Genomic DNA, 20,312 nt, shown 5'->3' with positions numbered 1-20,312 from the left:
TTAATATTTCTTGCATTTTATAAGGATCTTGCAATTCTTTTAATTTCTCACTATATTCTTTAGAAGGGGTTAATCCTTTTAAATATCTAATGATTGTCACTTCTCCCCAACCTAATAGTTTGGCTAAAGGTTTCTTGCCTATGTTATATCTATTGAGCAACTCTTCAATTTCACTTATTTGGATGATTCCAAGTTTTTCTCTATATTTTTCATTGGCTTTTCTAACATTTTCATCGTCTATTTGAGAAATATATACTTCTTCTCCACATTCTTTGCAGTAGGCTACTTTACCAACAAAATCAATTTCAATGTCTTTAATAGTTATTTTTATAGATTCTTCTTTGATGATTACAGGCTTATCCTCATCACAGTTATAACAGTACTCCATTATATTTTTATTATTCATATGAATCCCCCCATAAAAGGTTTATTTTCTTTAATTATTTATTCATCTCATCGTTATAATTTGATTACATAATTTCTGATCAATTATACGGATACTCTAAAGGATATTCTTTTTCATGAAAAGATAAACAAATCACCTTACTATTTAATTTAAGCTTGATATAAACTTCTGGATAACTATAGATCCCTGGGTATATAAGCGTTTGACCAAATATCCATACTACTCCACCCCTTTTACTATCATAATCATTGTCCGTATAACAATAATTTGATATATCTAGCTTTAAAAGTTCTTTGCATATGATCTCATGGGTTAAACCATATTGAACTTGAAAGTTAAAGGTTTTATCTTCACTTCTCATTCTTTTTATAATCTTTACATTCTCATAAGAATCTTGTATTCTATTTTTCATTTCAACTAGAAATGCTTCTACACTTTCTGGATCTTCAATCCAGGAACCTGTTATCATATTGTAAGTACCTCCTAAATGCCAATCTGATGCTTAGGTGCTTTCTAATTATATTTTAGCATTAGCATTTAGAAAAAACAATAAAAATAGTATCAATTGAAACTATTTTTATTGTTTGCAAACTCATTTTCTTTTATACGTCTTTTATATCATCTTTCAATCCAAAGGCTTCATAAGCTTGTAGAACAAAAATAATATGAGTATATGCTATTTCTAAAAATATACATTTATATATGTACACATTGACACAAATAATAAGACCTTTTACATAAAAAGGTCACGAAAAGTAACAAAATATAAATTGTGTTACTATATTTACAGTAGTATCCAAGTGATTGAACACCATGGTATTACTATGTTATAGCATGGTATCAAGGCCTTTAATATGAAATTTACAACTAATTTTATGAAATGAAGATAAATCTTGCATAAAAAATACCCTGTTTTGCAGGAAAAAATTCAATTATCTTTTATTTAATGTTAGTCAATAGGCGGGTATTTCACTTTTTTATTTGTTACATCAACATCTACATTTTCTCTATCAAATACTATACAATTCATACTCCGTTTTAGGCTACTTTCTCCAGGAAAATAAATATATTCATAAGTGTATCCTGGATCATCTTTATATATTATTTCAATAGTATATCCTCCGATTTTATAATCTTTTAATATTTGCTTTGATTTTATTTTAGCATTGGAGCATCCCTGAAAATACATATATTTCTCCAGTGTTTTTTCTGCAAAATATTTTTGAATAGGAAAATAGTACAATATAGGCGAACTTATAATCAATAAAGTTAATAAAATTAGTATATATTTTTTAAACTTCACTTTTAACCCCCCTTTTTACTTTTTCCTCCAACTCTTCTTTTGTATATTTAGAAGTTCTACCTTCAAAATTATGAAATCTATTATTTTTTTCTTGTTTGATTGGCTCTTTATAATCTTTATTTATGGCACTAATCAAGAATCCTACCAAATTATCATATGTAGATGATTTTGCTATTTCATATTTTTTAATAATCGTTGCCATGTCATACTTTGAAGCTTCTAATATAGCTTTTAATTCATCATCTGTTAGGTCTTCTTTTATAATTTGTTTTAATGAAAAAACAAAAGGATCAAACGTAGCTTCTTTAGTAGTTGCAATCTCTTCAAAAGCACTATTTTTAGGGATTTTTTTATTTTTAGATTCTATATGAAATTTGATTTTATCTACTTTTCGCCCCTTTTTAATTTCTTCAAATTCAAAGGATATGTCTGTGTTTTCGTTGATTTCTTTATAAGCTACTTGGATTACTTTTCTTTTAAAGTTATTATATTTTTCATAACTTCCTTTATCAATTCCTAACATATCTTTTAATTGTTTAATTGTAATCATTCGCTCTCCAATTGATTGATATTGCTTTAAAAGCTCGTATATTCTAATGCTGTAGAAACTCTTTAAAGCTACTATGTTCTTTAGCTTATAAGAAGTAAACCTTTCTTTTAAATTTAACAAATATGGTTTTAAAGTAGGATCAAAACGAGCTTCTATAGTTCCCCTTTTATTTAGATATTTTACACTAGAAAACCAATTTAATTGGATCGTATCAAAAGCTCCTTCATCTTCTTCACTAGGCACATTCATCACAATAACTTTTTTCATTAAATTTAAAGTAATTTTTTTCATATCCTCATAAGCGCTTTTGGAGTCCTTAAGTCCCATTTTTTCAATAATATCTTGTACTGTAATTTTATATGTTTTAAAATCTTTGTCCTCTTTTTGAACCAAAGAAGCAACAATAAGAATAATTTTTTGCTCATTAACCGTTAATTTATATGAAGATTCTATTAAGTTATTTGATTTTGTTACCACATTATTTTCATGAATCAATACTGTTTCCAATGCTTTCCCCCCTCTCTTTTGTAGTATATATCTTTTAAAATTAAAAAGCTACTCATTTTTTAAAAAGTAGCCTTTCACCCTTAAAAAGTAGTTTTTAAACCCTGAAAAGGTAGCTTTTCGACCCTGGAAAAGTAGCCTTTAACCCTCAAAAGGTAGTATTTGACCCTGAAAAGGTAGCTTTTAAATTTTGTATTCAAGTAATATCAATGCTTGTAGCTGACATAAAACATATTAAAATATTTAAAAGTTTTTTAAAACAACATAAAAGGAGTTGTTTTGTGAATATTTTTATTACAAACGAATACAATATAATTGAAAAACATATCATATATGATATATAATTAATATATGGAAAATAAAAAATGGGAAATAGAATTGTATGAACAATCAAATGGTAAAGTACCAGTCCTTGAATTTATATTGTCTTTACCTAAAAAAATGCAAGCTAAGGTAACAAGGACAATTGATTTATTAGAAGAGTTTGGAATCAGTCTAGCTTACCCTCATGTAGATAGTATAAAGGGGGAAGAATACAAAGGAATGTGGGAACTTAGAACAAAATTGAGTTCTAATATCACTAGAATATTTTATTTTCTGCATGATGGAAATAAGTTTGTTTTGCTTCATGGTTATGCTAAAAAAGATGCTAAAACAGACCAGAAACAACTTAAAAAAGCAAAATTTAGAATGGATGAATATAAACAAAGAAAGGATGATGTGTCATGAAATGGAGTGATGCTAAAAATATCATCAAACAAGACCCTGTAGTTGTAGCAGAGTTGGATAATTTAGAATCTGAATATCAACTAATCAGACAAATCATTCAGCTTAGAAAAGAAATGAATATGACTCAAGAACAATTAGCAAAACATTTAGGAACAAAGCAATCTAATATTTCTAGATTAGAAAGTGGAAACTATAATACAACTATAGATCAATTAAAGAAAATAGCTGAAATCTTTGGAAAAAAACTAAAAATTGAATTTGTATAATCTTTATATTTTAAAGTATACTATATCAATATAGCACTTAGTCTATGTACTAGGCCTATAAAAATATGAGTTTTTGTTCTCCTAATGTAAGTTTATAACTTGCTTCTATTAATGTATTGGCTTTTGTCACCATATAATTTTTAGACATATTATTCCTCCTTTAAAATACCCCATATAATTATATATTTTATACTATAACTCTTCAATAATTAAGTTATATTTAGGTATGATCAAGTTATATTTACGGTATCTTTAGGTTATATTTGAGTATCTTTAAGTTATGTTTCGGTATCCTTAGGTTATATTTAAAATTTCAATTCAAGTAATATCAATGCTTACAGCTTGCGTAAAACATATTAAAATATTTAAAAGTTTTTTAAAACAACATAAAAGGAACTGTTGGCTAGATCCCTATATAGCATATCGAATTTATAAGAATAAATCTTTTTATTTTACAAATCAACACTTCGGTTTATGTTTTGTGTGAAATAACACTAATATTGTGTTATTTACACCGTAAATATGTGTGCTTTAACCGTATTTTTGTGTTGTTTGACCGTAATTAAGTGTGTTTTTAATTTTATGATTAAGTGGTTTCAATGGTTATAGCTATCAGAAAAGCTTTTAAAAGTATTTAAAATATATATTTAAAACAACATAAAAGGGGTTGTTGTTTTCATCAAAAAAATAGAAACCCTTATTTTTAAAACAAAGGTTTCTATTTTAAAACTTATTTTATTGTATCTACTCTTCCTTCATTTTACAGAGCATAGCATAAACAACCCCTAAAATAATTGTAGTGTATATAAAATAATTCAACCCTAGAGAATATTTACACTCAAATTTAATAAGCTCAAATTTTTCTCCAATTAAAATAATCAATATAGCATTAATCAATGCTCCTATAATTCTATAAGTATTTATTTTTCTAAAAAATTTACTCATTTCTTTTTTCTCCAAACATTCAATTAATATATAAATTCTCCATACATATTTTAACATTTTATGGTATATATTGATATGGTTTATGTCTCTATCTTAAATTTTATGATTCCTCAAATTCACTAGGAGCTTTTCTTCACCCTCTCCAAAACGCCATATTTCCTTCCCTCACATCTACATGGGTAAAGTTTTTATAAACTCCTATTCCTTTAAAACCTATTTCTTTTGCAATCTTGGCCACTTCATCAGGATATACTCCAGGTACTTTTATGTCTGCAGCACGTCCAAGTAAATGTTGGCTTTTCTTTGCTCCACCGACCCTTTGATTGTATTTTTCTGTTCTAAATCCAGATGTAATGATAATAGGCTTTTGAACTCTATCTCTTAATATCTGCAAAAGTATAATGAGCTTTTCATCTACCTTCACCAGATGTGATCCATCCCTACATTCAAACTCTTTTAACTTAAAGTTTTTGGATATGTAAACATTGTTCACTTTATACACCTCCTAAAGACTATTCCACAAATTTTCTATAGTATGATCCAGCTCCTTGATGCTCTTAGAAAGATCATCTATCTTTCCTTCAATCCTTACTAATAAATAAACAGATACACCAATTGGAAACCCAACGTTTGCAATAATACTCATAAGTTCCTCCATGACAAGTCCTCCTTTTTTATTCATCAACTCATATTGACATATTGGCACAAAAAAAGCCCCTAAGGGCTTATTTCATCTTTATTTTTTTTCAATAATTGCTTCTGTATCTGTTGTAACAATGTTTGCATACAATATCTCTTTGAGATCTCCGTTGCTTGTAGCAAATATGTTTTTGTCGATAATAGTCTGCATTGTAGCTTGTACCTCAGAGGCCTTGAGATCGTCTCTACAGTCCTCGATGGATAGCTTTGTGCCTTTACCTTCTTCGTTTTTAAAAATCATCTCTAATCGCTTCACAGAGCCTTACCCCCTTTTTCCTTTTTTGCTCTATCCCCTATGCACCTTGACTAATTTCATAATCTTCTTTTTTGTGGATTTCTAATGCATCATGTGTTTGAAGGCCAATGATTGCTAATGCTACATCATAGACTGCTTCATTGGAAGCACTAGATTTTAAATTGCTATAGGTTTTGGTCTTTTTCTTTTCATTTCCTTTTTCATCCACTCCGTCACTATAAATGATCGCCATCTTACTAGGTCCTTGGTTTACATTTACAGACATGCTTACCCCTCCTTCACAATTTTTTGAATGGTTTTATGACAAAGACCATACTTCTTTGCAAGTTCACGAGAGTTGTAGCCGTTATACTCCTTCAAAATCTTTTTATTTCTACTGATACGATCTTCTCTTGGAATATAAATAGAACTACCTCCAAACTCTTTCATGAGCTTTTTTGTATTCTCTCTGCCAATTAAATCAGAAATCAAATACAAATCATGAATGATCCTCGCCCCCTTGTAAAAATTGTAGCAGGAAAGAAAAGAAAGAGCCGTAAGAAAAAAGGATAAAAATTTTCTAAGAAATAGGGTTATGTTTAAGATTTGTATAACTCAAGTTACTTGTTCATTCTATTTTCTAATTCATCTATACGATGCTTAAGTTCTATTAAAGCACGTTTATTTGTATATGTTCGCAAAACTGCTTGTATAGCTATAATCACAATAATCAATTCTAAAATTAAAAAAACAACTCCTATAAAACTAAAACTTGACATTGACATAGTGTCATCTCCTCCAGTTCATTAAAAATAATAAAAGCAGAAAAGAGACTAGGCGGAAACCCCTGAGTGTACAAACCAAAAGCGAGCTACTTCGTAGCAGGGTATAAATACCCCCACAATACAAAGACCCTTTTCAGGCAACTTTTTGACATTTTTTTAACAAAGCCAGTGTATGTATTGAAATTGCTATATTCTACCTTTTGAAAAAATATCATTTTCAGTAATCTATTTTTACTGTATAATATTTAGGTAGACTTCAAATACTTACTTACAGTCGCTTTGTGAATGCCAATGACTGAAGCGATTTCGTTTAAGGTAAGGCCTTGGGCAGACAGGGCCTTTATTTTTTTTATCTTTTCCTGTTTAGCTTGCTCTCTTTGGGTTAGTCCTTTTTCGTTTCTTCTCTTTGCATTTCTTTTATAATTTTTTCTCCTATATTTTTCTTTTGTTCCAATGATTGTTTTTAAATGTTTTTGTTCTTCTTCTGTAATTTCCAACATTTCAATCAATGTTTTATTTGTATATTTGTATTCTTTGTCTTTGCTTAAAAAAGCCTTCTCTGCACTTTTGGTGTTTCTTATGACTTCTCTTTCTGATAATGGATAATCAAACTCTTGATTGAGTTCTAAAGATCTTTCTAATGCTTCTTTTGTATCTTTTTCAAAACAACATGTCCAATAACGATATAAAAATAATATAATTTCTCTCATGTGATAATCTTTTATTTTATAATGCCTAAGCTCGCAAATTTTTACTAAATCCATAAGTCTCGCATGATACAAGGTATATTGATTAAATAAACTTACAACTTTTTTAGGTCTTCCTTTATGATTTTTTATTTTCTTCGGGCTAAGTTCCGGCAAATACTCGTTTTGGATTTCTCGTAGAGTATAGATATGTTCATAGGTTTCAATAAGGCGTACTGGAGCTTTGGTCTTAGAATTAATCGTCCCTGAAATTCTTAGTATCCTTGTAGGATCCGTAGCCACTCGATCGGCTCCCCATTCTTTGAGTTGCTCATATAGATAGTTTTCTATGGCACTCCATAAAGAAAGTGCCTGATATGGTACTGGATCTATTCTCCAAATGAGGTTTAATCCCCTCCCTGAGTCAATAACCAGGTTGGGCCTTGGGATTTTTTCTCCAATGATCTCGTTTATAAAAAAGAGTACCTGCTCCTTTTTATAATTTTTCCTATAGCAATCTATATCTACATAACAAGCTCTAATTTGCCTGATATTTTCAATTCTTCTTTGAGGTTTGTAAAATGTATTTTGAGAAACATATATATTTTCAAACTCAATAAGTCCTTGAAGCTCTATGAATAATTTTGTGTATTTGTAATGGTGTTGCTGATAATGATTTTGAATCTTTGAGGATAGTGTAATCCATCCATCCCCTTTTAGCTCGTGGAGGATTTTTATGTGTTTGCTCATTTCCTCCTCTTGTATACTAGATTTAGTTGATAGCATGTTTTTTCTCCTTAATTAAGATTTTTTAGATCTCCTTAATTAAGATTTAGTAGGTTGTCCCAATTTCCTTAGATGACTATTTGCGACAGCATTATAAAATATTTGTTGATATATAAAATTTCTTCAAAGAATCTTTTCTTCCTTTTTACTTTTTGCGACATTTTTTATAACTCTACTAGGAAATACTCATTCACCCTATGACTATCTTGACACTATTTTTTATCACCTTTAGCCTCTGTACATAAACAAATTAGCTTGTGCTAGGTTGTCTAAAATTAGTTATATGTTTTTTTATATTAAAATCCACCATCAATCTGTCATATTTCAATTTGGGTATGATTAAGTTACCTTTAGGTATGAAATTGTTGCCTTGTAAGATTGAATATATTGATATTACTAGGTTCAAGACGTCATAAAAGTATTTAAAGTATTTAAAATATGTTTTAAAACAACAACAAAAGATATCAACAAAGTCTTTTTTCACCGTCAATCCGTCTTTTTTCACCATCAATTTGTCTCACTTTACCGTCAATTTGTCTCACTTATACCTCTGCATGTATTGAATTTGCTTGATTCCAAAGTTCCTAAAACATATTAAATCATTTATAAATCATTTTAAAACAACAACAAAGGAGTTGTTGTAAATAAAAAAAACTATCCTAATGTTTTTTAGAATAGTTTTAAAGTTCTTCGATCTCTATTTGTCCTTTGAGTGGTGTATTTTCTAAAACAAGCTCCTCTTTGGTTTCTGCTTCTTTCTTCTTCTTTTCTTTTTCTTGTGCTTTCACCATATCAAAATATTTTTGTTCAACTGCAGCTGCTAAAGTATCTCTCACAAATTCATTGATTTGTAGATCCTCCATTACTGCTTTTAATCTTAATGCTTTTTCAAGCTCTGGTGTAAGTAAAAATGTTTTTCTAATGGCATCTTTTGATCTCAACATAGTTTTTCCTCCTGAAAAACCCTATAAAAAAGATTCATGTGTTTGTATGGAGCTTTTTTATAGGGTGACTGATTTTATTGTGTATGCTAATAGTATAATCCTTATGTGTACATATATACAAGTAGGTATTTAAGTAGTTTTTTACCCATAAAAAAATACCTACTAAAAGGTATTTTTTATTGCTCACACTTTTTTAAAGCTTTAATAATATCTATGTTTTTATTATAGGAATTCATATCTCCATAAGACAAACAAGTTTTTGCTTGGTCTTCATATATTTCTATCCAATCTTGCCTTCCACCATGATATCGATCAATCAAAAATTTTTTTTCATGCTCAGGAACAGAAATTCTTGAACGATCTAAAATCAGATTAGCATATTGAAATTCAGAAATTTCACCAGCTTCATGTAATTTCTCTGCTATTTCTTTCACTTCATCAAAAGTAGCATTTCTAATATCATATTTTTGCTTTAGCTTTCCATAAATATCTGTTTGATTATTCGTCTCCATATTCATATTTTTCACTTCGAACTTATCTCCACAATTCAATTTACTACGATTTGTTTTATAGCAATAAATGTTATTACTTACTCCAGAAATTCTCAAATCTATCCCTCCTTTTTTAAAAGCTTATATTTTTATAAATATCGGCAAAAAAATCAATATTTTACATTGTTTTCAATAATATGTATTAAAGGCCTCTCAGAGCCTCCCTAAGGCCTTGTCCTTATCACTCCATATCGTATGCCTATAGATAGCTTTAAAAAGTTTTATTGCCACACCCAGTGCCGTCACTTGGAGGCCTTTTGCAATGTATTTATATTCAACTTTTTATTTATTTCCTCAATGAATAAACATACATTTTGAAAAAATCCTGCATAATTAACCAAATGTTGATATTTCAACATTTACACCTGTTTTACATGGTAACACAATGTATATTATGTTACATCTTATAACTACATAGCATTTCCAATGATTTCACGCGTTTTTTTATGCTTTTAAAATGTAACATAATGAGGTAAAATAAAGTGTCTAATTGAGAATAAGTTCAACATTTTACTACTTTTTAAGCACATCTAGTTACATAATGTGTTCGTATGTTACATACACTAAGGGCAAAGGAAGGTGATTTTTTGAACTCCGTACAACCTATTCGTGACAAAAAACAAATTGTTGCAATGAAAAAAGCCCTGAAAAATTCTAGCGATAGAAGCTTCATCGGTAGAAATTATATGATATTTATTGTAGGCATATATACAGGACTTAGGATCTCTGATATTTTAAACCTTAAAGTAAAAGATGTAACACAAAGTCATATTTACATCAAAGAGAAAAAAACAGGTAAGATCAAGAGATTTAAGATCAATGCTCCTCTAAGAAAAGAATTGAATAAGTACATCAAAAGACATGATTTTAATGAGGAGAGTTTCTTATTTCCAAGTTCCAAACTAGGCCCTAATGGAGAGAAAGTGCCTATTACTAGAATCCAGGCCTATAGAGTCTTAAACAAAGCAGCTAAGGAATGTGGACTCCAAGAAATAGGCACCCATACGAGCAGGAAAACTTTTGGGTATCATTTTTATAAGAAATATAAGGATGTTGCAGCACTCCAGGAGATTTTTAACCATTCCTCTCCTAGTATTACCCTTCGGTATATAGGAATCAATGATGATATTAAAGATCAGATGATTGATGATTTTGATTACTAAAAACCCTAGCTTGATTTAAGCTAGGGTTTTATTTGCTTATAAGGACTCTTGATGACTCCCTATGGGATAGAAACATAATATAAAAATTGTATATTTTATGTTGTATTCAAAATATAGATATTTCTATACAATCACCTTACATCGTAGTACTTTAAAAACATTTTACTAACGCAACACAATTATCATTATTATCATTGTGTTGCACTCGCTAAATTTATCTTTAAACAAAATATAACAAGTTAAAACTCATATTTTGTATTTTATGGTATTATATTGAAAAGGAAAAATAATATTAAACTTAATTCTATAAGGAGGAATATACATGCAGTTTGAACCAACCATAAAATTGAAGCTAAAAGCATATAAAGAAAAGTATGAGTTAGAAAATTTAGGTGAAACTGAAGTTTTTGAAAGATTTGCTAATCAAACAATATTGACATCACATCAACCTGATGCTTTTTCTATCGAAACAGATTTGATTGATATTATTTCTGTGGGTGGATCTGAAGATATGGGAATTGATGGTATTGCTATTAAATTCAATGGTGTATTCATAACCAATAAAACCGACATACAAGATTTAATGCAAAAGAATAGTAAAGATAATGTTGAATTTATATTTATACAATCTAAATATAAAAGATCATTTGATTCTAAAGAATATGGTACTTTTATAACTGGAATTAAAGATTTTCTAAACCCACAACAATATCTTCCATATAATAAAAAAATAGAATTATGGTTGGATCTTAAAAATTACATTTTGAGTGATGAAGTAATGGTAAGGTGGGAAAGCAATCCATCTATTCGAATATATTATATAGTAATGGGCGAATGGAACAATAGTCCTCATATTTTAGCAAGATCAGAACAGTTTAAAGAAGAAATTGCAAAATTACACACATATGATAGTCCGAATATTCGTTATATAGATAGTAAATCTTTCAAAAATATTTGTGATGAGAATGAAAATACTTTTACAGAAGTTCTAAATATAATTGATATTTTTTCATTAACAGAAGTAAATAATGTCGATAATTCGAGTATTATTTTATGCTATGCTAATGAGTTTATAAAAATGCTTATGACAGAAGATGGTATTATAAGAAAGACATTATTTATTGATAATGTAAGAGATTACCAAGGAGATACAATGATAAATAATGAAATTTTTGAAACGATAAAAAGTGATCCAAAAAGTTTTATCTTATTGAATAATGGTATAACTGTAGTATGTGATACAATCATACCTGGAAATAGAAAAATTACAATCGAGAATCCTCGAATTGTTAATGGTTGCCAAACAAGCAATGTATTATATCATGCAAACTGCCAAGGAATAAATATTAGTGATATAGCACTTTCAATTAAGCTTATTGCAACAAAATCAACTAAAATAATAAATAACGTTGTTCGGGGTACAAATAAACAAAATATCGTATTAGATGAAGTCTTTGAAGTAACAAGAGATTTCCATAAAGAATTGGAAGAATTTATAAATTCAATGTCAACTTGTAATGAACAATATTTTGAAAAAATCTATTATGAAAGAAGATCAAAACAATATGCTGATAACCCTACTATTAAAGCCATTCAAAAAATAAATTTAAGATTAATATCTCAAGATTTTATAAGTATATTTTTATTTTCTCCTCATTTAGGACATAGACATGAATCAAAAATACTTGATATATATAAAAATCAAGTATTTGTAGATGGACAGTCTAAATATCCCTATTATATAACTTCATTATTACATGTAGAATTTGAAAAAATATTTAAACATAAAAAAATACCAAAAGAATATTATCCGTATAAATCACATTTAATGTTAATTACAGTATTACTCCTTAATGGAAAAGCACCTAATATTAATAAGCAAAAGCAAATTGATCAATATTGTTCAGATTTATTTGATAAGATGAGAAATACTAATACATTTTTTAATGCTACTAAATTAGCAGTTGAAAAATTTAATGATGTAACAAAGAAATGGATAAATTTACGAGGAGAAAATTATAAATATAGTATAAAAGATAATTCTAAATTTACAGAATTATTATTATCCCAAGTTCTTTCAAACAATGATACTACAGAAGATAGCTTGTCCACCTATAGAGGAACCGTACTAAATGTAAAAGCAGATAGAAATGGTTTAAATTACGGATTTATCTCTAAATCTCCAACAAATATATTTTTTCATAGTAAAGATAATCCAACATTAAATATGAATAAAATTCTATACAAAGATGTAACTTATCAAATTCAAGTTAATCCCATAACAAATCAAGAAGTTGCTGTTAATGTAAAGAATATTTCTTAAAAATATTCTTTATCAAATACTCCTCAAATATATCTTTAGATAACAGTTAAGCTCCTAATGATCTAGGAGCTTTTATTTCCTTTCATTTATATAAAATCTACTTCCCAAAAATCCTACTCCAAAACCCTTTTTTCTTTTCATTTTCTTTCGTAGCAGCTATATATTCCATCAGCTTTTTATTTTCTGCTTGGATCTGCTCTCTGATCCTCTGCTCCTGGTGCTGTAATTTTTCATCTAGTTGCTTTTCAAATTCCTCTTTCAATACTCTTTCTTTTTCCGAAACAATATCTGCTATTTGACTGATTACATCAGCTTTAAATGCCTCTATACTTTCAGTATGTAGAGGAATAGTATCTAAAACCTCAGGAGCTGTTTCTACTATACCTTCATTAGCAAGTATCTTTCTTATAAGATGAATGTTCGCACCTTCATTTTTAAGCTCTATGATCTTTTTAAAAATCTCTAGATCCTTTTCTGTATACACCCTGTTGTTGCTTTCATTCCTCATGATCTCCAAGTTATAATCCTGCTCATACTTTCGAACTGTAGATACCGAAATTCCAAGCTTTTCAGCCAAATCATTGCTGCTATATAGAGTATCCATATGGTTTTTCCTCCTCCATACACACGAGATATATATAGTTTGAACTTATTTATACACACAGTCTATACACCTATATTTTATTTTTCTTTTAAGTGCTGGCATCGGGTGTGGCGATAAGGCCTTGAACGATGGAACGAAATAAACTTGATGTAATCGTACAAGGTCCTTTAGGGCTGTAGTCATTACCTGTTTTTTCTCTATGTGGGTTTTAGTATGTGGGGTTTCACACTCTAAAAGCCCTCTCATGCGAAAGTCCTAAAGAGACCTTGAAGGTACATGATGTTTATGTAGTGGAATCTTCAAGGCCTTTGGGAGCACTTTTTTAATCAGCCCTTTGCGATTATTGAGCAAAGGCTCCTTGTATTCAAAGTACATAAAGAATACTTTAAATACTTTTTCTACTAGGAAACACTTTACCTTTTCAACTTTTATTAAAAAATCGAATTAGCTGCATATTCATCTATACAGTTTAACAACAATACTTCAAAATACTTTTGTTTATTTTTTATAGTTTGTTCTAGTTGTACTTGTCTAAATTTACTTAAAGCACAATCTATAATATCGATAGTTAACTTTTGTAATTGTTCTACGATCTGTTGGTTATTAAGTATCTTGTTGTGTACTTGTATCTTTTTACACTCTAATAACTTGATAATAGTTTTTTCTAATAATTCTCTAGCTTGTCCTTTGTATAAATAGATTTCTGCATTGCTTATAATTTCTTCTTTTATTTCTTCTCTTTTATTTTTTATATCTGTCGGTCCATCTTCTGGTTCTTCTATGACTGACTGATGATTATATAAAAACTTGTTATTTTTATTAAAAGACCTGTTATTATTATTGTAGTCATTTTGAGCATACTCATTTCGAGTATACTCGTTTTGACCACACTGGTCATCTTCAGTATTTTCAATGGTTTCGGGTTTTTCTATTAAAGTATATATATTATGACTGTACTTGTCGCCTTTTTTACTTCTTATTTGTTCAACTTTTATATAACCTAATTCTTTTAACAAATTAAAATGCTTGTACCATCTTTTTATACTAATACCTAAATCCTTGCATATCTTATCTCTGCTTGGAAAAGCTGTTGTTCCTGCTCCTGCATAAGAACAAAAATAAGAATATATAGCTTTGGCTTCTATAGTTAATTTTCTATCTAACATAACTAGCTTTGGAATGATTCCAAACCCTCTAGCTTTAACCCCTTCAACCTTTAAAACATCTCTAAAATTCTTTTGTTTATTTTCCATTTTAAAAACCTCCTAAATTTTTTAGCAAAATAGAAGGTATTTTTTATTGAATATAGAATTATAATAGTGTAAAATACTATGTATAACTAAATAGACAATTTAAAAAACCTTTTATTAGAATAAGTACCTGATAAGTTTCCCGACTGTAGCAGGTGCTTATTTCCTTTTTTGCTTTAATTTTTTATATTCTACTTTTTTTTTCATTTTCCTTTATTTGTAGAGTTGTTTTATATAAAAAAGATCCATATAATATGGATCTTTTATTTATATTAGTCTCTTATTTTCTTATAAGGCCTCAAGTGACATTCCCTAAGGCCTTGGACTTTTCACTTCATATCATACGCCTATAGAGAGTATCAGGACTTCCACATGAAAGGGCTTTTACACTGCAAAGAACGCAGACTAAAACCCACATAAAGAAAAAACAGGCTTAAAAGTTTCAGCCCTGCTACTCTCTTTTTAGCCTGTATCATATTCCGTTTTCAGTCCAAGGCCTTATTGCCACACCCAATGCCGTCACTGGGAGGCCTTTTGGATTTATTTCATAAAATCCTTATGGGATAGAAACACAATGTAAAAATTATATATTTTACGTTGTGTTGGAAATACGTTGTTATAAGACAGCATCATAAATATAATTCTCAATGAAAAATTCAAGATATTTATTACTAAAGGTTGATTTATTGCTTCTCAAATAGAAAAACATTTTTTACATCTAAATGATGTTTTGGACCTACTGTTGTGACATGATAACCAGATTTCATTATTTCAATATTTCTTGTACCTTCTATTACACCTTCAACAGAGAATTCAGTGTTTTCATCTCCAAGAAATAATATTTTGAGTTCAATTCCATCTTGTTCTTCTAAGATATCAAAATTCAGTTTATATGATGTTGACTTTGCTGACTTATCAAATATTTCAATCTCAGCCCCAACAATTTCTCTCGTTTGTGAGCTTATCGAGAAATCAATAATTTGATCTTTGGGCTTATTAATCGTTATTATAATATCTCGTAATATATTACTCCTCTTAATCGATTCTTTCCCAAAATTACCGAATCCAATTGTTGTCATATAAATTGGTACGTCTAATTCTCTACCATCATTAGTTGTTATACTGATTGGCAATTCTTCATTCATTCTTTTACTAAAGATCTCTATTGCTCGCTCATCAATGAAAAGTACTGGTTCTCTTTGTTTAATTGAATCAAAGTACGCAAATACTGAAAAAGCAATACTTATGACCGCTAGTCCAATGCTAACGCCAGTGATTAATGTATTTTTACTGTATTTCATAATGCCTCCATTCTAACACCTATGCCTATCTATTGCATTTATATTGATGTTGTATGTCGTATAACGATTGAATCACTAACATTAGAAGTGCGCTTTTCATGCCTTTTAGGGTAGTATTTGCGACACTCTATCGATAATTTTCACTTATACAATATAGTTCTATTTTACAGTATAATGGATAATTTTACAATTTTAAACAGATTCTTAAAAAGCAATTTAAAGTATAGTTAAAAATCTCCTATATGAAGGAGCTTTTATATATAAACAGAATCATAATTGTTCAATTCATAATTAAATTCAACTTAAAAATAAGCTTTTTATTTCTTGTGTGTTTTTTTGCGTCATGAAAAAACATATACTTTTATTGCATATATGCAATGAAAGTATATGTCTTCCAGTATTATTTAGATAATTTAAAATCTAAAATCATTATGAGTAAACTGCTCTATATAAACTTATATCTTTATGCTATAAGATTATTATTGTTGATCAAAACTCAGATCAACAGAAATATTTTAGAATATTTTAATATTTTTTGTTTTGAATATAACATAGCGCAAAAGGGTATGGTTTTCAAAAACGAAACAGCGATAAGCTCGATGTAATTTCGAGACAAAATAAACACACAAAAACATTGATATCTTTAAAATTAATTGATACAATGTATATGGGATGGCTAAGAAATACGTAGAAAGGAGAAAAACATGACTATACAATGGTATAATCCAAAGGTAGGAGCATCTATTGTATCAATAGCAACTTACGGAATAACTTTTTCTAGCGGTGCAATTGAAACACTAGGAAATCCTAAATATATAAAATTAGGATTTGATGAGCAAAAAAAATATATTGTAGTTCAGCCTTGTGACGCTTCTGAACAAAGCAAATTCGAATTCGCTTCAAAAAACAGAAAAGGTTATATACGAATAAGTAACAAAGATTTTATCAGGTTTATTCAAAGCAAATTAGATGATAATATAAAAATCGAAGATACTGCAAGTAAGTATATAGGAAAATGGGATAAAGAATATGAATATCTGTATATTTGTTTAGATGAACCCCTAGATAAGAAGATTAGAGATGATTCCAATGATTCAGATGATGAATGATAAAGAAAAAAAGATAGCGGCAACTATCTTTCTTCTTTGGAAACAAGGTGAGTTTCCATGTTACAGTCATTAAAAATGTTTAATTTTTGTAAGATAAGTATATCAAATTTGCTGTAACATATCAATTCAATCCTTCGCCAGTAAGGAGTGAGTGTCATAGCAAAAAAACAAAAAGGCTATTATATTTTTAGACCATGGATTACAAAAAATGGTGTAAAGTATTATGCTAAAGATTATGGTAAAAAAGCTTTTAAAATATTCATAAAAGCGTAATTTATTTCTCCTTTAATACATAAGTTTTTTAGCCATCTTATTAAAACTTATAGGAGGATTAAATTATGGCAAGAAAAAGAATCTCTGTTACTAAAGAAAGTGATAGTGGTCGTAATACAAAATTTCATGATAACTTCAATAATATCAATATGACACGCTCTCAATTTGTTACCAAAATCAAGCAAGGACACTATAAAAAATATCATATTAGAAATATCAATGGAATAGATACACCTGTTTCTAATCCTGATCATAGTAAAAATAATAATTTAGGATAAACTTATGATTGTATCTATTATCAATATGCTTTTTTTTACCCAGCTCAACTATTCCCAAAATATATGTTTATATAACAGTTAAGCTCCTGAATCATCAGGAGCTTCTATTTGTTTTTATTTAGAGTGCTGGCATCGGGTGTGGCGATAAGGCCTTGAAAGATGAAATGAAAAAATTTGATGTAATCACACAAGGTCCTTTAGGGCTGTAGTCATAACCTATTTTTTCTCTATGTGGGTTTTAGTCTGCTTTCTTTGCAGTCTAAAAGCCCCTTCATACGAAAGTCCTAAAGAACCTTGAAGGTACATGATGTTTTTGAATGGAATCTTCAAGGCCTTTGGGAGCACTTTTTCAATCAGACCTTTGCGATTATTGAGCAAAGGTTCCTTTAAATACTAATGCAGTCTTTTTTTTTACATATAGATATTTCAAGATCCAATCCATGTAATATTTTCAAAAAATTATCTAGAGTAGGAATGTGTCTTTCATTTTCAAATCTAGATATCACTTGTTGTTTTACTCCTATTTTATCAGCTAAATTTTGTTGGGTTAATCCCATCTCTTTTCTTGCTTTTACTACTTCTCTAATTAATTTATATTCTTCACTTATTTCTTCATAAGCTGCTTTAAATTCTTGGTCTTTTTCTATTTTATCTTTTACAATTTCTTGAGCATTAATTTTTTTAAAAGGCATTTTTCATCCCTCCTATTTTTTATTTAATATTTTTAAAAGTTCATCTGCTCTTTTTTGAGCTTTATCTAAGTCAAGTTTTTCAGCTTTATTCTTTTGCTTTTTACATGCGTGTAGCAAATAAATATTATCTTGATCCACAAGTACATACATGATTCTATTATGTCTGTAGAACTTGATTTCCCAAAGCTTTTTATCTAATTGTCTAGTATTTAAAGCTTCTAAAAAATTTACTCCTTCTTTTTCAAGAGATTCTATTATAAAGTATCCTTCTGCACTTTCTTTTTTAGGAAGATTATCTAGATACTCTTTTATTAAATCTTTTCCTCCGCTAGTTTCATAAGTGAAAACATTCATAGTATACTCCTTTATCACAATGTTTATACAACAAATATGTTGTAACTTAATTATACAACATATTTGTTGTATAAACAATAATCAAAACTTATCCTTGTATTAAAAGAATTCACCCTATGAGAAAGATCTATTGAAAACATATGAATCTCTCTCATAGGGTCTTATTTTTTAGTTTAGTTTTTTCAGAATACTTTTAAGCTCCTTTATATGGGGTACGGCAAACATTCATGTAAAATAGGGCCACTTTACAAATACTGTAAAAAACATATGCTTCTATCCTAGATTGTGATGCATTCGCATGGATTTAATTTGCAATATATTACATTTTTTGAAATGTATATGTGATACAATCATTTAAAGAATTTTATATTTAAAATTCAAATTAAGAAAGAAGGATAGCGTCTAAAGTACAGATTCTTACTCTAAAATTATATAAAAACTTAAAGGAGAAATTAAGATTGTTAAAAACTCAAAAGAAAATAATAACTGTAATTTCTTGGATAATTGCTATATTCATGATACTATTGGTTGCTTTTAAAAATACAATGGTAATTTCTGAGAAAATTTTTAATATTATTATGGGAATAAATCTTATGATAATATTTATAATTCTTCTATTAAAGAATTATCTTTCAAATAAAAAATTTAATATCTCGTACTTAATTGCGGTAATAATATTTTTTGTGATCTCTTTGTACTATTTGTTTTTCATTTAAATGAATCCGAGAATCATGATTCTATGAATGAACAAATACCTGTAGGGATTAATTCATCTTTATCTTAATACTTGATACATAAGTGTTTAACTCATCCATGTCCTTGATTGTAAATTGATCTTTTATAGATGAATAATACGTCTTAATATTTTCTTTTTCAATTACATTTGTACATCTTTCGTCTTCCTGGCAATTCCCCCTAGCATCTCTCCATGGATCTTCCATATGGGTCAGCGCTTCTAAATACTTTGCATTGTATTTTCCATATACATTCCATATACCATTTAATATGAGCTTTTCATCCTCATTAAATATATTTTCATCTAAAATATTTACTTTAGGAATTGGATTGGCACCAAACTTTTTATAATTATTGTACATCTCAGGGATAACAGGCCCATGAACCCATGCTTGAAAGTCTTCTTTTATTATAATTTTATTTAAAAATGCCATCATCCATGCTTGAGCATAATAAACAAGCTTTTGTAGTTTTAAATGAGAGATCAAATCTCCAGCTTCTATATCTACTTTGTTTAGAAAATAGGTGGCAACATCTATAGAATTGATAGGTTGACCTTGTTTCGTTGAATGAGATAGATGAAGCATTTCTTTAATACGATCCTCAACCTTTTTTCTAGCAACCTTTTGCAATGTATGACCATTTTGATTTAATATTTCTTGCATTTTATAAGGATCTTGCAATTCTTTTAATTTCTCACTATATTCTTTAGAAGGGGTTAATCCTTTTAAATATCTAATGATTGTCACTTCTCCCCAACCTAATAGTTTGGCTAAAGGTTTCTTGCCTATGTTATATCTATTGAGCAACTCTTCAATTTCACTTATTTGGATGATTCCAA

Annotated in this window: 26 protein-coding genes and 1 pseudogene; 6 read left to right on the top strand and 21 right to left on the bottom strand. The window is 28.7% G+C overall.

Annotated features, from left to right (window positions below):
- The 4 genes and pseudogenes from BN2409_RS00155 to BN2409_RS00140 form a co-directional block, all read right to left on the bottom strand.
- Positions 1 to 406, bottom strand: a pseudogene (locus BN2409_RS00155) (hypothetical protein); the annotation flags it as partial.
- Between the two features lie 79 nt (positions 407 to 485).
- Positions 486 to 875, bottom strand: coding sequence for a type II toxin-antitoxin system MqsR family toxin (locus tag BN2409_RS00150; RefSeq protein ID WP_053954681.1), 390 nt, complete (start codon positions 873 to 875; stop codon positions 486 to 488).
- A gap of 480 nt (positions 876 to 1,355) precedes the next feature.
- Positions 1,356 to 1,709, bottom strand: a complete 354-nt coding sequence (locus tag BN2409_RS00145) for a DUF3139 domain-containing protein (protein WP_053954680.1) — start codon at positions 1,707 to 1,709, stop codon at positions 1,356 to 1,358.
- The gene (locus BN2409_RS00140; RefSeq protein ID WP_053954679.1) at positions 1,699 to 2,766 is read right to left on the bottom strand and encodes a replication initiation protein; all 1,068 of its coding nucleotides are present in this window, start codon (positions 2,764 to 2,766) and stop codon (positions 1,699 to 1,701) included. The genes BN2409_RS00145 and BN2409_RS00140 overlap by 11 nt, the downstream gene beginning before the upstream one ends.
- A 348-nt stretch (positions 2,767 to 3,114) precedes the next feature.
- On the opposite strand from BN2409_RS00140, the gene BN2409_RS00135 reads away from it, so the two are divergent.
- Both BN2409_RS00135 and BN2409_RS00130 read left to right on the top strand, forming a co-directional pair.
- The gene (locus BN2409_RS00135; RefSeq protein WP_053954678.1) at positions 3,115 to 3,492 is read left to right on the top strand and encodes a type II toxin-antitoxin system RelE/ParE family toxin; all 378 of its coding nucleotides are present in this window, start codon (positions 3,115 to 3,117) and stop codon (positions 3,490 to 3,492) included.
- Complete coding sequence (locus BN2409_RS00130) at positions 3,489 to 3,758, top strand: helix-turn-helix transcriptional regulator (RefSeq protein WP_053954677.1); 270 nt, start codon at positions 3,489 to 3,491, stop codon at positions 3,756 to 3,758. The genes BN2409_RS00135 and BN2409_RS00130 overlap by 4 nt, the downstream gene beginning before the upstream one ends.
- Positions 3,759 to 3,813: 55 nt before the next feature.
- Here BN2409_RS00130 and BN2409_RS17440 read toward each other — a convergent pair whose 3' ends face one another.
- The 11 genes from BN2409_RS17440 to BN2409_RS00085 form a co-directional block, all read right to left on the bottom strand.
- Positions 3,814 to 3,906 carry a replication initiation protein gene (locus BN2409_RS17440; RefSeq protein WP_242847886.1) on the bottom strand — a complete coding sequence of 31 codons (93 nt, stop codon included), beginning with the start codon at positions 3,904 to 3,906 and terminating at the stop codon, positions 3,814 to 3,816.
- 596 nt (positions 3,907 to 4,502) lie between these two features.
- Positions 4,503 to 4,703, bottom strand: coding sequence for a hypothetical protein (locus BN2409_RS00125; RefSeq protein WP_053954676.1), 201 nt, complete (start codon positions 4,701 to 4,703; stop codon positions 4,503 to 4,505).
- A gap of 133 nt (positions 4,704 to 4,836) precedes the next feature.
- The gene (locus BN2409_RS00120) at positions 4,837 to 5,196 is read right to left on the bottom strand and encodes a YcbK family protein (RefSeq protein WP_053954675.1); all 360 of its coding nucleotides are present in this window, start codon (positions 5,194 to 5,196) and stop codon (positions 4,837 to 4,839) included.
- A 12-nt stretch (positions 5,197 to 5,208) separates the two neighbouring features.
- Positions 5,209 to 5,409 (bottom strand): YvrJ family protein, encoded by a 201-nt coding sequence (locus BN2409_RS00115; RefSeq protein ID WP_053954674.1) that lies wholly within the window; start codon positions 5,407 to 5,409, stop codon positions 5,209 to 5,211.
- Positions 5,410 to 5,439: 30 nt separating this feature from the next.
- Positions 5,440 to 5,658, bottom strand: coding sequence for a DUF2922 domain-containing protein (locus tag BN2409_RS00110; RefSeq protein WP_053954673.1), 219 nt, complete (start codon positions 5,656 to 5,658; stop codon positions 5,440 to 5,442).
- A gap of 37 nt (positions 5,659 to 5,695) precedes the next feature.
- Positions 5,696 to 5,923 (bottom strand): DUF1659 domain-containing protein, encoded by a 228-nt coding sequence (locus BN2409_RS00105; RefSeq protein WP_053954672.1) that lies wholly within the window; start codon positions 5,921 to 5,923, stop codon positions 5,696 to 5,698.
- Between the two features lie 2 nt (positions 5,924 to 5,925).
- Positions 5,926 to 6,129: a Mor transcription activator family protein gene (locus tag BN2409_RS00100; protein ID WP_278320160.1), complete on the bottom strand. Its 204-nt coding sequence runs from the start codon at positions 6,127 to 6,129 to the stop codon at positions 5,926 to 5,928.
- 128 nt (positions 6,130 to 6,257) lie between these two features.
- Complete coding sequence (locus BN2409_RS17070) at positions 6,258 to 6,422, bottom strand: hypothetical protein (protein WP_199872881.1); 165 nt, start codon at positions 6,420 to 6,422, stop codon at positions 6,258 to 6,260.
- 245 nt (positions 6,423 to 6,667) lie between these two features.
- Complete coding sequence (locus BN2409_RS00095) at positions 6,668 to 7,894, bottom strand: hypothetical protein (protein WP_053954670.1); 1,227 nt, start codon at positions 7,892 to 7,894, stop codon at positions 6,668 to 6,670.
- Positions 7,895 to 8,574: 680 nt separating this feature from the next.
- Entirely contained in the window at positions 8,575 to 8,838 is a 264-nt protein-coding gene (locus tag BN2409_RS00090) for a hypothetical protein (protein ID WP_053954669.1), read from the bottom strand.
- Positions 8,839 to 9,014: 176 nt separating this feature from the next.
- Complete coding sequence (locus BN2409_RS00085) at positions 9,015 to 9,446, bottom strand: hypothetical protein (protein ID WP_053954668.1); 432 nt, start codon at positions 9,444 to 9,446, stop codon at positions 9,015 to 9,017.
- A 530-nt stretch (positions 9,447 to 9,976) separates the two neighbouring features.
- Between BN2409_RS00085 and BN2409_RS00080 the strand changes: the two genes are divergently transcribed.
- Together BN2409_RS00080 and BN2409_RS00075 are read left to right on the top strand one after the other, a co-directional pair.
- Positions 9,977 to 10,552 (top strand): site-specific integrase, encoded by a 576-nt coding sequence (locus BN2409_RS00080; RefSeq protein ID WP_053954667.1) that lies wholly within the window; start codon positions 9,977 to 9,979, stop codon positions 10,550 to 10,552.
- 322 nt (positions 10,553 to 10,874) lie between these two features.
- Positions 10,875 to 12,875, top strand: coding sequence for an AIPR family protein (locus tag BN2409_RS00075; protein ID WP_053954666.1), 2,001 nt, complete (start codon positions 10,875 to 10,877; stop codon positions 12,873 to 12,875).
- Positions 12,876 to 12,972: 97 nt separating this feature from the next.
- On the opposite strand, the gene BN2409_RS00070 is transcribed toward BN2409_RS00075, so the two are convergent.
- From BN2409_RS00070 to BN2409_RS00060, 3 genes are all read right to left on the bottom strand, one after another.
- Positions 12,973 to 13,479, bottom strand: coding sequence for a MerR family transcriptional regulator (locus BN2409_RS00070; protein ID WP_053954665.1), 507 nt, complete (start codon positions 13,477 to 13,479; stop codon positions 12,973 to 12,975).
- A 431-nt stretch (positions 13,480 to 13,910) separates the two neighbouring features.
- A complete protein-coding gene (locus BN2409_RS00065; RefSeq protein ID WP_053954664.1) occupies positions 13,911 to 14,732 on the bottom strand; it encodes a helix-turn-helix domain-containing protein in 822 nt (273 codons plus the stop codon).
- A 680-nt stretch (positions 14,733 to 15,412) separates the two neighbouring features.
- Positions 15,413 to 16,030, bottom strand: coding sequence for a hypothetical protein (locus BN2409_RS00060; protein WP_053954663.1), 618 nt, complete (start codon positions 16,028 to 16,030; stop codon positions 15,413 to 15,415).
- Between the two features lie 704 nt (positions 16,031 to 16,734).
- Between BN2409_RS00060 and BN2409_RS00055 the strand changes: the two genes are divergently transcribed.
- Both BN2409_RS00055 and BN2409_RS00050 read left to right on the top strand, forming a co-directional pair.
- Positions 16,735 to 17,139: a hypothetical protein gene (locus BN2409_RS00055; RefSeq protein ID WP_053954662.1), complete on the top strand. Its 405-nt coding sequence runs from the start codon at positions 16,735 to 16,737 to the stop codon at positions 17,137 to 17,139.
- A gap of 338 nt (positions 17,140 to 17,477) precedes the next feature.
- On the top strand, positions 17,478 to 17,690 hold the full coding sequence (locus BN2409_RS00050; RefSeq protein WP_053954661.1) for a hypothetical protein: 213 nt from the start codon (positions 17,478 to 17,480) through the stop codon (positions 17,688 to 17,690).
- A gap of 386 nt (positions 17,691 to 18,076) precedes the next feature.
- Here the strand turns inward: BN2409_RS00050 and BN2409_RS00045 are convergent, their stop codons facing one another.
- The 3 genes from BN2409_RS00045 to BN2409_RS00030 form a co-directional block, all read right to left on the bottom strand.
- Positions 18,077 to 18,382 carry a helix-turn-helix transcriptional regulator gene (locus BN2409_RS00045; protein WP_053954660.1) on the bottom strand — a complete coding sequence of 102 codons (306 nt, stop codon included), beginning with the start codon at positions 18,380 to 18,382 and terminating at the stop codon, positions 18,077 to 18,079.
- A 12-nt stretch (positions 18,383 to 18,394) separates the two neighbouring features.
- Positions 18,395 to 18,736 (bottom strand): type II toxin-antitoxin system RelE/ParE family toxin, encoded by a 342-nt coding sequence (locus BN2409_RS00040; RefSeq protein WP_053954659.1) that lies wholly within the window; start codon positions 18,734 to 18,736, stop codon positions 18,395 to 18,397.
- A gap of 764 nt (positions 18,737 to 19,500) precedes the next feature.
- On the bottom strand, positions 19,501 to 20,312 hold an 812-nt coding region (locus BN2409_RS00030), incomplete at its 5' end, for a Panacea domain-containing protein (protein WP_053954657.1).

This window comes from Inediibacterium massiliense (assembly GCF_001282725.1).
GTDB classification, from domain to species: Bacteria; Bacillota; Clostridia; order Peptostreptococcales; family Thermotaleaceae; genus Anaerophilus; species Anaerophilus massiliensis.
The sequence above is the reverse complement of the archived record's forward strand: the minus strand, read 5'-3'. Positions and strand labels throughout refer to the sequence as shown.

What these genes read in the sequence shown, in the direction of transcription:
- BN2409_RS00150 (WP_053954681.1), bottom strand. Translation starts at nt 875, where the DNA reads ATGATAACAGGTTCCTGGATTGAAGATCCAGAAAGTGTAGAAGCATTT.
- BN2409_RS00135 (WP_053954678.1), top strand. Translation starts at nt 3,115, where the DNA reads ATGGAAAATAAAAAATGGGAAATAGAATTGTATGAACAATCAAATGGT.
- BN2409_RS00130 (WP_053954677.1), top strand. Translation starts at nt 3,489, where the DNA reads ATGAAATGGAGTGATGCTAAAAATATCATCAAACAAGACCCTGTAGTT.
- BN2409_RS17440 (WP_242847886.1), bottom strand. Translation starts at nt 3,906, where the DNA reads ATGTCTAAAAATTATATGGTGACAAAAGCCAATACATTAATAGAAGCA.
- BN2409_RS00125 (WP_053954676.1), bottom strand. Translation starts at nt 4,703, where the DNA reads ATGAGTAAATTTTTTAGAAAAATAAATACTTATAGAATTATAGGAGCA.
- BN2409_RS00105 (WP_053954672.1), bottom strand. Translation starts at nt 5,923, where the DNA reads ATGTCTGTAAATGTAAACCAAGGACCTAGTAAGATGGCGATCATTTAT.
- BN2409_RS17070 (WP_199872881.1), bottom strand. Translation starts at nt 6,422, where the DNA reads ATGTCAATGTCAAGTTTTAGTTTTATAGGAGTTGTTTTTTTAATTTTA.
- BN2409_RS00095 (WP_053954670.1), bottom strand. Translation starts at nt 7,894, where the DNA reads ATGCTATCAACTAAATCTAGTATACAAGAGGAGGAAATGAGCAAACAC.
- BN2409_RS00090 (WP_053954669.1), bottom strand. Translation starts at nt 8,838, where the DNA reads ATGTTGAGATCAAAAGATGCCATTAGAAAAACATTTTTACTTACACCA.
- BN2409_RS00075 (WP_053954666.1), top strand. Translation starts at nt 10,875, where the DNA reads ATGCAGTTTGAACCAACCATAAAATTGAAGCTAAAAGCATATAAAGAA.
- BN2409_RS00070 (WP_053954665.1), bottom strand. Translation starts at nt 13,479, where the DNA reads ATGGATACTCTATATAGCAGCAATGATTTGGCTGAAAAGCTTGGAATT.
- BN2409_RS00065 (WP_053954664.1), bottom strand. Translation starts at nt 14,732, where the DNA reads ATGGAAAATAAACAAAAGAATTTTAGAGATGTTTTAAAGGTTGAAGGG.
- BN2409_RS00060 (WP_053954663.1), bottom strand. Translation starts at nt 16,030, where the DNA reads ATGAAATACAGTAAAAATACATTAATCACTGGCGTTAGCATTGGACTA.
- BN2409_RS00055 (WP_053954662.1), top strand. Translation starts at nt 16,735, where the DNA reads ATGACTATACAATGGTATAATCCAAAGGTAGGAGCATCTATTGTATCA.
- BN2409_RS00050 (WP_053954661.1), top strand. Translation starts at nt 17,478, where the DNA reads ATGGCAAGAAAAAGAATCTCTGTTACTAAAGAAAGTGATAGTGGTCGT.
- BN2409_RS00045 (WP_053954660.1), bottom strand. Translation starts at nt 18,382, where the DNA reads ATGCCTTTTAAAAAAATTAATGCTCAAGAAATTGTAAAAGATAAAATA.
- BN2409_RS00040 (WP_053954659.1), bottom strand. Translation starts at nt 18,736, where the DNA reads ATGAATGTTTTCACTTATGAAACTAGCGGAGGAAAAGATTTAATAAAA.